A 15,982-nucleotide genomic window follows, 5' to 3' on the forward strand; every position below is an offset into this window, starting at 1 on the left:
CGTCAATCTCCTTATTTCATATCTTTGGTGTCAATGGTGTACAACACTTGAGCGGCTTGGGCGCGGCTGAAACTTTCCTTCGGTGCAAAGTTTCCATTGCCCATGCCCGATAAAAGACCTTGGCGGGCCATCTTGTCAACGGAATCCTTCGCCCAGACTGCAATGGAGCCTCCGTCGGAGAAATTCCCGTAGCCTGTGGCGGCGTAGGATTTATTTTGAGACGCGAGGAATTTATTCAGCATAACCGCCATTTCCTCGCGGGTAATGGTGCGGTTGGGTTCAAAGCGTCCTTGGCCGACACCTGCTACGATGCCTTTCGATTGTGCCCATGCCACATAGCCTGCGTAATAAGCGCCGGAGGAGACGTCTTGGAAAATCGTCGCCGTGTTAGATGCCGAAGCCCCTGCCTTTCTCCCGAGGATCGTGACAAATTCGCCGCGGGTGATGGCGCGGTTCGGTGCGAAGCGGCCTTCCCCTTCGCCTTTAAAGTAACCGCGCGCATAGCTGTGGGCGATGGCATCCAATGCCCAGTGATCGGCGGTGACGTCAGTGAAGGTTCTTAAAGCGACCTGCCGCTCCCGTTCTCTCTGTGCTTTTAAAAATTCCTTCTTCTTTTCTTTCAAGGCCTTTTCGTCGACCTTTTTCTTTTCTTCTTCCTTCTTTTCGTCTTCCTTCTTCTTTTCGGGCTCTTTCACTTCGCCGTCAAAGCGTTTGGTTTCCTTGGCGCGGTACCAATTAAATTGAATATAGGCGTCTTGTTCGCCCTTGCCTGCGCCCCCTGCCATTTCGTCCATTATATCGACCCAAACGGCAATTTTTTGAGAACTTACTCTTTCACTCAAGGTAAAGGACCATAAATCATTACCATGATAACGGGCTTGATACTTTCTTCCGTTTTCGTAATAGAAGAGATTGGTTAAGCGCCCTTCCTTGTCGCCGAATTTCATGGGCTTAAATTGAATGTAGTACGTGTAGTGCCCGTCATACTCATCCACCGTCGCCCAGCTGCTTAATGCAGAGGAGGCCATGGACTTGCTGCCGTCGGATTTGACAAGTTCTACCGGCACGTCGTAACGAACGGTTTGTTTCTTTTCCTTTTCGTCCTTCTTATCTTCTTTCGGCTTTTCATTTTTTATGACACCGTGCCAACCGTTGATGGCAGCTTCCAACTCCCGAACGCGCCCCTTCGTCAGCTTGCCGGCTTTAATTTCTTTCGACGCTTGTTCCAGCAGCTCCTTTAATTCCTTTTGAGATTTTTCCGTATAAGAAGAGAGATCGACTTTTTTCTTTTGCCCGATCAGTTCCTTTAAATTGCCTAGATCCGTCGCATCGGCAGGCTTGGAATTTCCCATAAAGAGGGCGAAGGCATCGCCGGCTTTTTTCAGATCTTCATCTTTTATATTCGTAGCTTTTAATAGGGTGGCATTTTTATCGAGGTTCTTTTTCAGCTCCCCTTTATCGGCAAGCTTTGCATCCTTTAACTCCGAGGCGACGGTTAAAAATCCTTCGTAAGTTTTTTTAGCCGCATCATCCATGCCCTTTGTTTTTTCACCGAGGGCGAGGAGAAAGTTCAATTCGCTTTCCTTTAAAGCCAGATCATCTTCTTTGGCCGATGCATCTTTTAAAAGGGCACCAGCTGATTTTGTAGAATCACTAAGGGCATTTACAACTTTTACATCCCACTTGTCTTTATCCTCATCGTTCGCCTTTTGAACGGCACCCTCTAAAGCTTTTTTCGCCTTTCCAAGACCCGATTCGTCCTTCGGCTTTTGTCCAGGTGTTTCCGGCTCTTGCGATGCCTCGCCTTTTATTTCCTTGTAAGCCGAAATTTCGAGTAAAGCGTCCGGTTCTTCTCCCTTCATGACAGTAATGGCAAATGCCAGCTTAATCGTTTTCTCCGGTTTTGAGTCGAGGGTAAAGGACCAGTCGTTGCCATTTTGTTGAGCCTCAAGCTTAGCTCCGTCCTTGTAGTAGTAAAACTTAGCAATAAATTGACTCGATTCCGGCTTAATCGAAATGGTAAATGTCCACTTCCCGTCTTTTTCGGCAGCCGTTACTTTCTCTATATGGTCTGCCGCCATGGAATCTTTTTCCGGAGCATCCGCCTTCTTTAATTTCCATTCCAGTTCATAATGCTTTTCCTTTGCCGCAGCTTGTTCGCCTTCAGCAAAAGGTTGTGCATAAACACCTTGGGGCGTTTCCGGTGCCTTAGCCAGCACATTAATCGGGGCCGCTAAATAGCCGGCACTCATTGCTGCCGCCAGAGCCAAGCTTGTCGATCGAATTTTCATCGAATTCCTCCTTTTTCTAACTGTTCTGTAAAATACATTGCCGCTTCCTTCAGTTCATCCCCCGTCGCCTCTCTGGAGACCTCGGATGCTTCCTTCATTTGCTCCCGTGCATCCTTGGGCACGAAGACGAGCAGATCGATGCGGGCAGCCAATTTTTCGTCCACTTTGCCGGGACATAAGTAGGTGCCCAAGCTATCTTTCTTGTGATCGGAGAGACATTTCTCGAGGCCTTCCATGGCCCGGCCCCCGTGTTCGGAATCGGGCATGGCGCCTAAGGTCATGAAAAGGCCGAGTTTTTTCGGTGCTCCTTCCAAAGCCTTCATCACCGCCTTGTCGGGCAAGGCCCGATCGCACCAGCCGCCGAGAAGGCCGTAGTCGTAGCCCGACAGATCCGGTTTGTCCTTTAAATCTAAAAGGGTCAAATCCCGATTTTCTTTCAGCGCGTCGTGCAGATACTGTGCCATGCGCTTCGTGTTTCCCGTCTTCGACGAGTAGGCTATAAATCCTTTCATCTAATCCTCCTTGGGTTTTACAATGGACGCATCGCCTGCGTGAAACAATTCCAGCTCCGTGCCGTATAATTTACTGATGACCCGACTGTTCAGCACCTCCTTGGGATCGCCTTGGTAGACGATTTTACCGTGGTACATGCCGATAACTTCATCGGAATAATTTATCGCCTGCATAATATCGTGGAGCACCATGACGATGGTGGTGTTGCGCTCTTCATTGATTTTTTTTACGAGCCGCAAAATTTCCAGCTGATACTTTATGTCCAAATAAGTCGTGGGCTCGTCCAGCAAGAGAATGTCGGAGCATTGTGCCACTGCCATGGCGATAAACACACGTTGCTTCTGTCCGCCGGACAGGGTTCTGATTTCTCTCTGGGCCAATTCCGTAATGCCGGTCATGTCCATGGCACGTTCGATTTCTTCCATGTCCTCCGCCGAATATTTTTGCAGCGGTTTTAAATAGGGATTCCGCCCGTAGGATACATAATCTTTAACCTTTAAATCGCCGATGATTCGGTTTTGTTGGTGAACGATGCCCAGTTCCCGCGCGTAGTCTTTTGGCGGATAGGAGAAAACATCTTTCCCATGCAAAAGTACCCGGCCGCGGCTCGGCTTCATTTGTCGGCTCAGTATTTTCAGTAGAGTGGATTTCCCCGAGCCGTTGGCGCCCATTAGTGTGGTAATGGCGCCGGGGGTCACTTTTAAATTGAGCTTGTTTAAAATCAAATGTCCCTTGGTATAGGCGTAGCTTAGGTTTTTAATCTCCATAGTTTTCGCCTCCCAGTTTCAACAATGCGATAAAGAAGGGCCCGCCGAAGACGGACATAATGACCGCCGCCGGTATTTCGTAGGGATAGGCTGCGATGCGCCCCACCGTGTCCGACAGCAGTAGGATCAAACTGCCGAGAAGCATGTTAAAGGGCAACAGATGCTTGTGGTCGCCTCCTACGAGAACGCGGCCGATGTGGGGGACGATAAGGCCCAAAAAGCCGATAACGCCCGCTACCGCCGTGGTGACCGACGCCAATATAATGGCGATAAGGGCCACGATAAAGCGGTCCCGGTCCACGCGCACACCCAAGGCACGGGCGGTTTTGTCTTCCAGGCTCAATAAATTCAGAGAGCGAATAGTAAATAACGCCGCCACTAAAAAGATTATTACGTAGAGGCAGAGAATATGCACATCGCTCCAGGTTTTCTGTGCCACATTCCCTTCGATAATGGCTTGAGTGGTACTTAAATTTCTTCCCATCAGAGATTTAATGCCTTCGCCAATGCCAATAAAGGTCATGTTCAACGCCACGCCCACGAGAATCAGTCGCGTGGGTCGCACACCGCCGTCCCATGCCAGGGTGTAGATCAAAAAGTAGGCCAGCAGGCCGCCGGCAATGGAGAACAGGGGCGAGAAGCCCATTAGCGCCGGCGATAAGGCGAGAACCATGGAATTGACGAAGTTGGCCGCCGCAGAAATGCCGATGATCCCCGGGTCTGTTAAGGGATTTTTCATCACCGCCTGCAAAAGCGTTCCCGATGTGGCGAGGGATGCGCCGGCTAAGATGGCGATAAAGACGCGGGGGAAGCGCAAATCGTAAATTCTCGCCACTTCCCCGTCATAGGAGAAGAGCAGGCCGCGCAAAATTTGTCCCACGCCTAATTTTAATGAGCCCTCCGTCAGGGAGAAGAAAAAGACCACGACCAGGAGGACGGCGACGGCGGCGAAGGAAATCCATCGCCTGCGTACTTTTTGTTTTAATTCGTCAGTTCCCTTGTCCATAAAACACCTTTTCTAAATCTCCCAGTGCCTCTTTGTAGGAAAAATTGGCACTCATACCAAATATCTTCGTATTAAGGTCATACACTTTATTTTCTTTTACGGCTCGGAAATGTTTCCAGACGTCGTTGTTTTTAAATTCATCTTGAAACATTTGATGCACCTTGTCGGGCATGGCGTGTGCCGTTCTCAGAATAATATCCGGATCTTTTTCCAGCATATCTTCCGTGTTGACCGTTAAAAACTGCTGATCGTCGTCGGTATAGACATTTTCTCCGCCGGCCAATTTGACCAAACTGCCCACATAGGACTTGTCCGTTGCCGCCACATAGGAGCCGGGCAGACCCATAAGGATCAAGACGCGTGGCGCCGGTCCTTTGTTTTTTGATTTGAAATCCTTCATAAAGTCTTCGTAATCTTTTACGAGGGCTTCCGCTTCTTTTTCCCGATTTAAGAGATGACCCATGTCCTCGATGGAACGATACATCCCCGGCACATTGGAAAGATTCACAAAGCCGAAGTGAATGCCCGCCGCCTTGTATTTCGGAAGCAGATCGGGCATAAGGCTTGCCGGTGAAAAGACCATATCCGGATTCATGGAGGAAATTTTTTCCATGTCCGGGTTCATGGCCAGGCCGATGGTGGGAAGATGCTCGTATCGCTTCGGCGGGGGCTGCAATTTGGAATCGGCAATGGCAACCAGATCCACATCCAGCTTGTCCAAAATATCGGCGCAGGCCGCCGAGGTCGCAATGATGCGGGCATGGTCTCCGTCAATGGTTTTTCGGGGCTTGGTTTTTTGATCCACGCAGCCTGTCAGACACAGGAGCGTGAGGGCGAAACTAAAAATCTTCAAAATCGAAGTCTTCATTGTCTTCTTCCTCACTTAGTTCATTAAGTGTGCGCTTTCGCTGCGCCAGAACGTAAAAGACGGCAGCTGAGGCAAGAGCGCCGCAGGTCACAAAGACCAAGACGGCCATCATGGACGCGAAGACAATCCGCGTCGCCGGGCCCCAAGGAGCTTTTTTCTCACGAGCCTTGTCTTTGTCTTCATGGGCATCCTCTCCATTTTCAAGGGATTGAATCTCCGGTGAGTCTTCCGTTAAAAGACCGTGCTCGTAGCCGATGTCGCTTTCCGTATCGCCGAGGCCCGAATCGCCTCCGTGGGTCGTGGTGTCGGCATTTTCATCCGGTGCCGACGCATCCTGAGAGGCGTCCGCTACAGGAGAGGGACTCGCCGGCGTCGCCGCAGGGGTTTTGCCGGGCGAGGCGCTGTTCACTTTGGGTTGGGAAGCCGAAGGGCTTTTCGCCGGAGCCGCCGCCTTTTGTGCCGAGTCACCGCCAGCAGATAAAACGAAATCCGTATTCCCCGGCGTCATCTTACCCATGTCGCCATAGAAGATGACTTCTCTGCCCATGGCGTCGATGAAAAGACTTAGTCGAATCACACATTCCCTCGCCGGCAGCTGAAAGCGAAAATCTTTCCATTCGCCGGCGCCTTGAGGTGTGTCGTAGCTCGCATTGCTAAAGCCGCTCGCCCCCTTTCTCTGTACGGCGATGCCGACCTTGGACACATTGTCCATCATATGGAGGCGAATGGTTAACAGGCGCTTGCCGCCCACTTCCTCGTAAAGGGCCTGTGGATGCAAGACGCCTTCCGCCATGCCCTGACCGATGCCTTCGTTTTTTCCCGAATCTTCAATGACCCCTGTGGCGGGATGGCGATAGGAAGCCCGCATATCTACAATGCACGGTCCATTGGCAAAGGCACGAGACGGCAACAACAGAAGCAGAGCCAAAAGAAAAGAGAGAATTTTTTTCATCGTTCCTCCTTCTTTCTGTCTGCTTCATAAATAAGCTCGTCCATGTACATGAGGTAATACTTTCGCGTCATGTATAGACCGCCTGCGAGGGCGGCAAAGATAATCATTAAACAGAAAATAATCAGACCCGGCCTCTCTTTCTCTTGCAAAGCTTCATTGTTCGTCGGATGCAGGTCCGCGGTATCGCCCGCTTCATCGGCGAGGTGGCTGTCTCCCGGTGCGTCCCCTTCCGGGATATCCCCCGCCTCCCAATCATCGGCCCCGTCATAGCCGTCCTCCCCTTTGGGGGCTGGGGCTTCGGGAGCACTGGATGAGACAGCTGCCGCTGCAGGAGCGCTTGCCGCCGCTATGGTTGAGGGTTGAACAGCCGCGGGGGCGACAGGCGTAGCGGCTTTTGCCGGGGGTCTTGCCGTAAAGCCGCTGCTCTTGCCAACTTGTTTCGGCAAAGCTGTCTGGGACTTAATAAAAAAGACGCCCAGGCTTTTCGTTTCGAAGGAAATTTTTCCGTCACTCGCCTTCGATTTCAGCTTTTCGCCTTTTTCGTTATAAATCTCCCCCGATCCGCTGAAGGGAAGGGCGACGGTCACCGGCTTTAGCGGCTCCAGTCTTTTTCCCAGTGTCTGCACCGAATCCTTGTAATCCTTCGGAATCGACTCAATGGGCCGACGTGCTTCGATGCGATAGGCTTTTGTTCCGGGGGGAAGCTGAAGCTTTTGTAGCTGATTTTGTAGTTCGCCTCCCACAAGGGCATTGGCGTAAAACTCAAAAGCCTCGTCAAAACCGTCGGCCGGCACCGAAAGCACGACGCCTTTATCAGCGTAGTCGTGGGCTTTCTTGAAGGAAGGCCTCTTTGCGCCGCTTTTTGCCTGCAGGGCCAATGTCGTCTCATCGGCATGGATCGCCTTCAGGCTTTTAAAATCTAATTTCAATCGGGCATTTAAAGGCTCGTCCCCCATAGGCGCCACCTTCGGATCTACCTTCACCTTCATCATGTCGGTTTTTTCTTTTAAGGGCAGGGCGAAAATCCTCGGCCGCGGCAGCTCTTCTCCCTCTACTTTTAAGTCGTAGCAGAGAGGGACTGCGGCGGAAAAGCCTTCATCGGTTTCATAAAACACCCGACACAGGGACGCCTGAATGTTTGAAACACTTAAGGCCTTCGTTCCCAAAAACAAGGTGGCTACGCCGTCTTTTACGAAAAGCTCCGCCTTATGATCCAGGGCACCGTTACCCATAGAGGGTTTGTTTTCCGTTTCGTGCCATAACGACACGTCGATGGCATAAAGGCCGTCCTTTAAATTCAAAGGGGCCGAGGCCTTTTGTAAAGGCGCCCTTTGGGAGGGCAAAGAATTTTTTTCCTCTCCGGATGCCCCTCCCTTATCGGCGTCGGGCCATTCAATTTTCAGTCGCGCCTCTTGCTCGCCAAAGCCCATTTCGCCCATAACCGGGACGTAAAATTTCAAATCACAAAGAGATGTGTTGGGGCTCACGGAAAATTCCACAGTTTTTGGATAGAGCTTCCCCTTCATGCGTATATCTTTTCCGTTTTTCGGATGATTGTAACTGTCATACTCTTTGTAGTAGCTCGTCACACGACACGAATGCCCCGCCACGGTGACTTCGCCTAAATAGCCACGGGCGCCCATAAAATCCAAGGGCAAAAATTCCAAAGTGAGCAGGCGTTCGTTGCCCTTTTCAATCCATTTCGCCTCCGGCTTTAGTGCCTTTTGCGCCATGGAAGGGGCGTCTTCTGTTTTCTTTAGAAGCATCACTTTCACTGCGCCTCCGCTCGCCCATGCGCCGCCGGGAATAAGTAAAATGGCGAGGACAAGCAAAAGTATGAAGTTATATCGTCGTTTCATGTCCCCATCCTTTGTAATCATTATTCGCTTGCAGTTGACGCAGGCTGAGTCGGTATGCGCTTCAGGAAAATATAGTAGTGGAGCGCCAGTACGAAGACGATGGCCATGCGGGCGTGTTTCACGGGAATCACGAAAAAGCAAATGGCCAGAAGCAAAGTAATGAGTGCGAGCACTTTATACTTTTTCTCTTTCGTCATGCCCTTGCCTTCCAACAGGGGCGCCACATTATTTTGATACATGGGCAATTGGGTGAGCCAGGTATGGAATCTTTTGGAGCCCCGCGCAAAACACGCCGCCGCCAAAATCAGAAAGGGCGTCGTGGGAAGCAACGGCAGATACACGCCGATCAGCCCGATTCCCGTAAAGAGAAAGCCCAAGACCATAAAGAGTATTTTCAAAAATCTGCTCCTTTAACTAACACTGTGCAAGATTTAAAACCAAAAGATAATTCGCCTCGGCCCGGTGGCCGGAAAAGTTCACCGCCGCATGGGAGCGGAACCAGGTGTAAGACACCAGGACGCCGCCACCCAAATAGGTCCACTCGCCGAAAACATCCAGAGGAATTTCCACTCGCCGATCCTTAAAGGGGATGGCGTGGCATTCGCCGTCTTTTTGGTAAGCCAGCTCTTTGATGGCACCGTGTTTCATATGCCCTTTGTGTTCTTTTTTTAAAGAACGGGTGGCAAACACCACATGGGGCGATGCGTCGATGACCAGCTCCGCCTTGTGTTCAAAGACCTTGTTGGCCATGGAGGCGCGAATCACCGCTTCCTTTTCGTCGATATGTTGTTGGAAAATAGTGAGATACACAGGATAAGTCTTCTTTTCCATAATTTGCAGCAGAAATTCCCCGGGCACCTTCTGCCCCGGCTCCGGCAAATGTTCGAATAGCTTCGATTTTTGCGACAGGAAGCAGGCGATGCAATCCTCTCCCTTGCTGATAAGCTGCGAGGAGAAGCTCGTGGCCCGATCTTCTTCAAGGCCGAAAATGCCTTGCATGGTTAGGGCAAGCAATTGCTTTTCCCGCTCCAATTTATCTTTAATCAACATGCCGATCTCGGTGACGTAGTAATCATTTTTTTGTTTGTATAAAATCCCGGCCTTAACCATTCGGTCCAGCATTTTCTTTGCATTGGGCCGAGAGCACGAAAAGATTTGACTTAAGTCGATAATCGTGCGGCTCGGGTACTCGTCGGTAAAGCACAGTAGGTATTTTTGTTGTTGTTCTGTTAAACGTAAATCCGTCATAGCGTCATCCTTCCAATGAATTCGTTGATATGGTTTATCATTAATCACTGCTTTTCATTGTAAGATTTTACTGCCTATCATTCAACTGTTTTTTTATCATGGAAAGGAATGCGGAATGATCCGCACTCCTTCATGATTAATTGGCTGCCTTCTGAATTTCTTTACAGGCCCAGTGGTTGGCGGGAACATCTTTAAATTGCATCGTGCCGGGTCGGCCGACCACTTTAAAGGCGCGGTTTACGATGACGATAAGTTCCGCGCGGGTTACCGTACGCTCGCCGCCAAAGGATCCGTCGGGATAGCCGCTGATAATGCCGGCAGCTTGCACAGCACCGACGTAGCCGTTGTACCATGCACCGGGCGTCACATCATTGAATCGCGCATTTTCCATTTTGAGATTTAAAATGCGGGTCATGATCGTGGCCACTTCGGCGCGGGTCATGGCGCCTTGCGGACGCACACTTCCGTCTCCAAAGCCGTTTAAAATCGACAGGCCGTAAAGGCGTGCCATGCTTTTGCCGTACCATGCGCCGGCATCCACGTCCGTGGGAAGACGGTAGGCTTGGCTGTTTTGAATGAATTGATTCAAAATTTGTGCCACTTCTGCACGGGTAACTTCCTTATTCGGCTTAAAGCTGCCGTCGGGGAAGCCTTTCACGTAGGCTTTTTCAGGTGCTTTTATCGTAAAGCTGTGGGCTTTTTGTTCCGCAACTTTCGGCGCTTCCTTCTTCACCTCAGGTTGTTTTACCGCAGGTGCCGATGCTTGATGGCTCGGACGGTAAGAAGGCGCAGGCGATTCGCCTCGCGGCTCTTGGCGAGGCCAGGGATCCGGTTTCGGAACGGGTTTCGGCTCCGGTCTCGGTGTCGGACTCGGCTCCGGCTTTGGCTTCGGCACATCCGGTGTCGGACTCGGCTCCGGCTTCGGTGTTTCTTTTACCAATTGATCCATGGCATTGTATATAGAGGTTACCGCTTGATTGATGTCGGTTGCGTCGTTGCCTTCTAAAGCCGCCTTGGCCGAGTGAATGGCTGCTTCAAGCTTGGCTTTCGATTCCGCCGTGTAAGATGCGGCGGCAAGTTTTTCTTTCGCTTTTGCAATGGCCTCTTTCAATGCAATTTTCGCTTTTTCAAGGCCGTCGTCCACCTTCGGCGGTTTTTCGCCGGATTCTCCGACCTTTTTCATCTTGTCGATATCGTAGCTTAGGCGCAGAACATCTTCATGGAATCCGGGTCCGTTGCCGATGACGTATTTCACTTTTACAAAATGCACCGGACGAAGGTCTTTGCCCATATCAATGGTGACGGAGGTTAAGTCACCCATGGCATCGGTCACCTTGTCGATGACGGGCATGGCTTCCACTTTGCCTTCTGTGTCGGAAGAAGCAAACAGGATATCTTTTAAATGACCTTGGCTGCCGGCTATTTCCAGAACCTTGCAGTTGACGACGACACGGTAATTAACCTTGCCTTCTTTGTCCGTTGTCTTAATCACCTTCGCAGGCGATTGGAAGACACCGGCCGCCATCGATTCCTGATCCTTGCTTTCGTGAAGTGCCCTAAAGGGAAGTTCGAAAATTTCTGTTTTCGCCGCTTCTTCTTGAGACGGTTTTTCCAGAAGATCAATGGCTTCTTTTAAGGTCCTACGTCCGTATTTCAAACTGTCTAAACTGGAGTTTTCATCATCGGCAATTTTTTGCACAGAGGCGATGCGCTCTTGTAAACGCAGCCAGCTTTGTGGCGTATAATCACTTTCTTTTAACTCGCGAGCCGCCAGAAGTTCTTGTTTCAGAGCTTCGCGTTCAGCTTCCCGCTCTTTCTTGCCCGTAATGGAATGAAGCTTTGCCATGGCGTCATTTAATTCCGCGGCCGCTTCGTTGACTTCTTCTCGGGAGGGGAAGGGGCGGGCCATGAGTTCTTCGGCCGCTTCCACGGCCAATTCCAAGCGATGGAAGGATTCCGGCGTATAGTCGTTCCTATTGTATTGAGCGTCTTTGTAGGCCTTCAGGGCTTCTTCCAACACTTTTTTGTCGACTAGATCGCCGCCGTCCTTTCGCACCAATCCGTCCAAGGCTTCGTTGAGGTCGTCGGTGGCAATGTCCACCATGTCTTGATTTTTTTCCTCGTCGGATTTTTGAAGCAGGGCTTTCGCTTTCTCTAAAGCTTCTTGTACTTCATGCCACGTTTTATCGGTGTAGTCTGCCGCCTTTAAACCTTCCGCATGTTCAATGGCCTTCTCTAATTTCGATTGATCGTAACGAGATTCGCCTTTCTTGCGGATCTTGCTGAGACCTTCGTATAAGTTGTTGTAAACTTTGTCCACTTCGTCTTGGCTTGCCTTGTCGTTGGCTATGGTTTGTTCCGCCATGGGCAAGTAAATGTCGATGTATTGCCAGTGACGTAGATCCTCCTTCGTTTCCATGGCGTATTCCGATTTATGGGCCAAGGCTTCGCGTGCCTTGGCAACTAATGCGCGGAGTTTACTCTTGTCGACATAATTGGGATCTTTTTCCTCAAGGGGTGTGAGAGTGACGGTCCAAGCACTTGCATTCTTAATAGCACGCCATGTTTTGGAACGATTACTTAGTCCGTAATAGCCGTCTTCCATGTCTTGGAGTTCCACAGTGGAAGGAATGAAGTTAAGGCTTACCTTCTTTTCACTTTGTCCCGGTGCAAATTCTATGTTTTGCTCTGTTCGGTACACGTCTTGACCGATTAATTTCAAGCGGAGGGCACCGTCATAACCTTTGCGGTTTAAACGGACAGTTATTTCTTTGCTTTCGATTTTGTTAACTTTAACGGTCTTCGTCAACAGCTTTTGACTGTCGACGGTGAAATCTTCCCCGCCGTCGACCATGGCGTAATAGCCGTTTTGAATGCCGCTGACGTCGATGGTGTAATTGCCTAAGGGCAACTTAATGGTTTGAAGGCCGGGGTTGACGATGGTCGGTACATATTCCTGACCTTCCACGTCTTTATTTTTTACCACGAGGGACACGTTCACCTTGTCGGGATTGTTCATGGTAATGTGAACATCTGCCGTATCAACGGAGTCGAAGCGTACTTCCAGTTCTTTCACCAGTTCGTCTTGTCCGATTTCAAATTCCCTGGTTTTCTCGCCGATTAATTTGTAGTTTCCGTCTTTCACGTTGACCACAAGTACGTGTTTACCGGAGGAAAGATTGTTGGGGTCTTCGATTTTTCCCTCCGGACTTTGTACCGTCCAGGTAAAGGCTTCTGCAGGCACGGGATCATTGCCGGCCAATGCCTTAATGCGCACGCTCCGTTCGTTGCCGGTGCGTTCGCCGCTCGCCAGCGGATAGTGTACATCGTTGCGGGCTTGGTCGTTGATTTCCACTTCGTAGTCTTCGATCTTAATGTTTTTTAAATCGAAAATATATTTCCCGTTTTCCACCTTGGGTTCGATGGTGTCTTTGCCTTTTTTCAGCAGCACGGATAAAATGCCGGAGCCCTCTTCATCGATGGATTCGATGGTGTAGGTGGTCTTGTCGGCGTTAAAGTATGCCTTCGTCACGCGGGGATATACCCTGTCCATAGTAATGGGAAATTCCATAACTTGGCTGTCCTCGCCGATAGACTTTCCGGCGGCGGCTACTTTTACCGTCATGTAGTATTTTCCGTCGGGAAGGGGTTTGCCCGATAAATCGTTGCCGTTCCATTGCCAGTGAGGCTTGGTGGTCATCATATTGTTGGCAAACATGTTACCCATTCTCGGATCCACGAAGAAGTTTTTCACGCCGCGGTCTTCCGGATTTTTGCTGTAGTAAACTTGCTTGCCTTGATGCGTTTTAATGGAGATTTCGACACCGCCAAAATTTCGCAGGAAGGTGGCCATGAAAATAGCTTTGTCTGCCCTTCCGTCGCCGTTGGGCGAGAAGGCGATCTTTTCTTTTTCAAAAATCGGATTGGCCTTCGTCGATTTTGCTTGCGTTCCCAATACGATAAGGTTTTTGTCGATTTCGCCGCCGATATTGGTGCCGTAGTAATCGTCTTTGCCGCCTTTGTCGTAGTAGTAGGAGCGCTTCCCTGCCTTCACTAAATCGTAAAGGGGCGTTTCCGCTATTTCTAACTTGTCGAAGCTTCCGTGGAATCCGACAAAGGGAGCCGACAAATTCACGCCGCCTTGTTCTTCGCAGAAGACAAAACCTTCCAGGAAGAAGCCGTTAGGCATGGTTTGTTCCAGCTTATTCAATCCCGTTACGGGAAGTTCAACTGTTAATTCTAGCGATTGATGGGGTTCAACCGTGACAGTTTTCTTTTCACTTTCGGAAATTTTCTCGGGACGCAAGACGATCTTGCCCCCTTCGACCTTATCCGTATTTAACACGCCGTAGTAGGTGTAGGTCTTCGCCTCATTGCCCATATTGACGATTTTAAAGGGCACGGTGACCTTGTCGCCCTTTAAATTTTTGCCTAGATTGATGGAAGTTAAGCCGTGCGATCCTTCGATAAAGGCGGTGGTCGTAATGGCTTTATCCACTTGCATCAGGCCCGAGCCTTGTTGGCGAGGCGATGCATAGGCTCCGGAGTCCTTGTATTTGTAAGGTTGGGCCGTAGACATTAAAAGTTTTTTAATGAGATCATACTTCTTATCGCCGCGCATACCGGGGAAGTCTTTCTCTACCCGTTGTTTCACGAGAGCCACGCCGCCTGCCACGTGAGGCGCCGCCATGGACGTGCCGTCCATCACGCCGTATTGATTGTCGTTTAATGAAGAAAGAATGCCGCCGCCCGGCGCCGCAATATCCGGCTTCAAATTGCCGTTAGGCGTCAAGCCCCAGGATGAGAATTCCGACGGTTGACCGCCGTCATCACTTGAACTGTAAACATATTCATCGTTAAAACGAATTTGTGCTCGGGGATTTCTTGAGATGATGTCCTTTAAATAAAGGCCATCTTTCCGGTTGACGAAGGCGGCGGGAATGGTCGTCCCCGGCGCTTCCACTTGGATTAGAGGCATATCCGGCTCATTATCGTAAATAATAACGCCTGCATACCCCTTGTCCCGGGCATTGTTAATCTTATCTGTAAAAGAAAGGGGATCGCCGGTAATAGGGCCCGGCTCTCCACGCTCGATTAGAGCGTAGGTACTCCCGTCACCCTGTTCTTTAAAATCATTGGGCCGTCCGTAACCGCAATCTTTTAGGGAAACCCATTGATCCGTCACCTTGGCGTTGGCCGTCGGTTGGAAACTTAATACGCGGTCATCATTCTTAATCTGAATGCCTTTTTTGGCCACCTGCATGTTTTGAATGGAGGCCACGGAAAGGGAGTTGGGGCTCACGGAAGGATCGGCCAACATGCCGATGTCCGGATTTTCCGCTTTCGGCTTGGCATTTGAGCCGGGAGAGTAGCCGAAGAAGCCGTTGTTCCCTGCCGCAATGGCCACGAGAATCCCCGCTTGCTTTGCATTTTCAAGGGCGCGCACCGTGTTGGGGAAGACATAATCTTCCGTCCCGGCAGGGGAGCCGATGCTGATGTTCATGGAATCCACGCCCAGTTTTATGGCATCGTCAATGGCCTTGGTGTAAATTTCCGCCGAGGTGCCGTTTCCGAACATTCCGCCACCGAAGACACGCATAAAGACGATTTGTGCTTCCGGCGCCACCCCTTGAATTTTTTTGCTGTTCCCTGCCACAATGCCCGAGACGTGCATGCCGTGGCTCATGGGATCAAATTCTTTGATGGAGGTGGACTTGTTGGCGTAGTTATAACCGAAGGGAATCTTCGAGTTGAAATACTCGCCGCGGGCAATGTCCAAGTCGTCGATCATTTTCTTGACTTCGCGTTGGCTTTTGATGCGACCGCTGTTTGAATCACTAAGCTTCATGGCTTCGTGGTAAGGATCCACGCCGGAGTCGATGACGGCGATGACGCTGCCTTTTCCGGCGTAGCTTTTTTTCCACGCCTTGTCTGCTTCCACCATGTTGTTGGACGAGGTGTCCGTCTTTCCGAAGGATCGGGGCATGATGGACTTTTTCGGCGCCTTAAACTCTTGGGAGATTTCCACCGAAGCGACGTCCGCCATTTTTTCAATGACGGGAATTTCTTTTCGTTGCACTTTCAGGGCGACGCCGGTGTAGGCCACGTCGTAGGTTTCCACCACTTCGTAATGAATCTTGGCCGCCTTTAAGCTATTATAAAAAGTTTCCCGCGCCGCACGGGCATAGGCCACTTGCGCGCGAATATTTTCTCTTGTGTTTAAATCTTCGGCATCCACCGACGGTAATCCCGTTCTTTTTTCTCGCTTGCGCTCTTTCAGCGCCACGAGCAAGGTGATTTTTTCCGATGGATCTTTATCGCCAAAGGAGGCAGCTTTGGCCGCCCCATTGGGGGCGGCTGCAAAGCTCGGACTCATCATCCCTGTAAAGAGCATTAAGAAACTTAATACCACAGGTATGACAAATCGTTTGATACAAACTCCTTGTTTACTCATTGGATGAGCATCCTCTCTTTCTTA

10 protein-coding genes are annotated in these 15,982 nt (G+C 50.3%); all 10 read right to left on the bottom strand.

Annotation, left to right across the window (positions count from 1 at the left end):
* Positions 1–11 precede the first annotated feature (11 nt).
* Positions 12–2,291 carry an S-layer homology domain-containing protein gene (locus BQ7397_RS07710; protein WP_077075514.1) on the bottom strand — a complete coding sequence of 760 codons (2,280 nt, stop codon included), beginning with the start codon at positions 2,289–2,291 and terminating at the stop codon, positions 12–14.
* Positions 2,288–2,803 carry a flavodoxin family protein gene (locus BQ7397_RS07715; RefSeq protein WP_077075515.1) on the bottom strand — a complete coding sequence of 172 codons (516 nt, stop codon included), beginning with the start codon at positions 2,801–2,803 and terminating at the stop codon, positions 2,288–2,290. Before BQ7397_RS07715 ends, BQ7397_RS07710 begins: the two co-directional genes overlap by 4 nt.
* Complete coding sequence (locus BQ7397_RS07720; RefSeq protein ID WP_077075516.1) at positions 2,804–3,571, bottom strand: ABC transporter ATP-binding protein; 768 nt, start codon at positions 3,569–3,571, stop codon at positions 2,804–2,806.
* Positions 3,561–4,577 carry a FecCD family ABC transporter permease gene (locus tag BQ7397_RS07725; RefSeq protein ID WP_083703469.1) on the bottom strand — a complete coding sequence of 339 codons (1,017 nt, stop codon included), beginning with the start codon at positions 4,575–4,577 and terminating at the stop codon, positions 3,561–3,563. The genes BQ7397_RS07720 and BQ7397_RS07725 overlap by 11 nt, the downstream gene beginning before the upstream one ends.
* On the bottom strand, positions 4,561–5,445 hold the full coding sequence (gene isdE / locus BQ7397_RS07730) for a heme ABC transporter substrate-binding protein IsdE (protein WP_077075517.1): 885 nt from the start codon (positions 5,443–5,445) through the stop codon (positions 4,561–4,563). The genes BQ7397_RS07725 and isdE overlap by 17 nt, the downstream gene beginning before the upstream one ends.
* The gene (locus BQ7397_RS07735; RefSeq protein WP_077075518.1) at positions 5,417–6,397 is read right to left on the bottom strand and encodes a heme-binding Shp domain-containing protein; all 981 of its coding nucleotides are present in this window, start codon (positions 6,395–6,397) and stop codon (positions 5,417–5,419) included. Before BQ7397_RS07735 ends, isdE begins: the two co-directional genes overlap by 29 nt.
* Positions 6,394–8,256, bottom strand: coding sequence for an NEAT domain-containing protein (locus tag BQ7397_RS07740; RefSeq protein WP_077075519.1), 1,863 nt, complete (start codon positions 8,254–8,256; stop codon positions 6,394–6,396). Before BQ7397_RS07740 ends, BQ7397_RS07735 begins: the two co-directional genes overlap by 4 nt.
* A gap of 20 nt (positions 8,257–8,276) precedes the next feature.
* The gene (locus BQ7397_RS07745; RefSeq protein ID WP_077075520.1) at positions 8,277–8,654 is read right to left on the bottom strand and encodes a YbaN family protein; all 378 of its coding nucleotides are present in this window, start codon (positions 8,652–8,654) and stop codon (positions 8,277–8,279) included.
* Positions 8,655–8,670: 16 nt separating this feature from the next.
* Positions 8,671–9,504, bottom strand: coding sequence for a helix-turn-helix domain-containing protein (locus tag BQ7397_RS07750; RefSeq protein ID WP_077075521.1), 834 nt, complete (start codon positions 9,502–9,504; stop codon positions 8,671–8,673).
* A 136-nt stretch (positions 9,505–9,640) separates the two neighbouring features.
* Positions 9,641–15,958, bottom strand: a complete 6,318-nt coding sequence (locus tag BQ7397_RS07755) for a S8 family serine peptidase (RefSeq protein ID WP_083703471.1) — start codon at positions 15,956–15,958, stop codon at positions 9,641–9,643.
* Positions 15,959–15,982 lie beyond the last annotated feature (24 nt).

Source organism: Aedoeadaptatus urinae (assembly GCF_900155585.1).
Taxonomy (GTDB): Bacteria; Bacillota; Clostridia; order Tissierellales; family Peptoniphilaceae; genus Aedoeadaptatus; species Aedoeadaptatus urinae.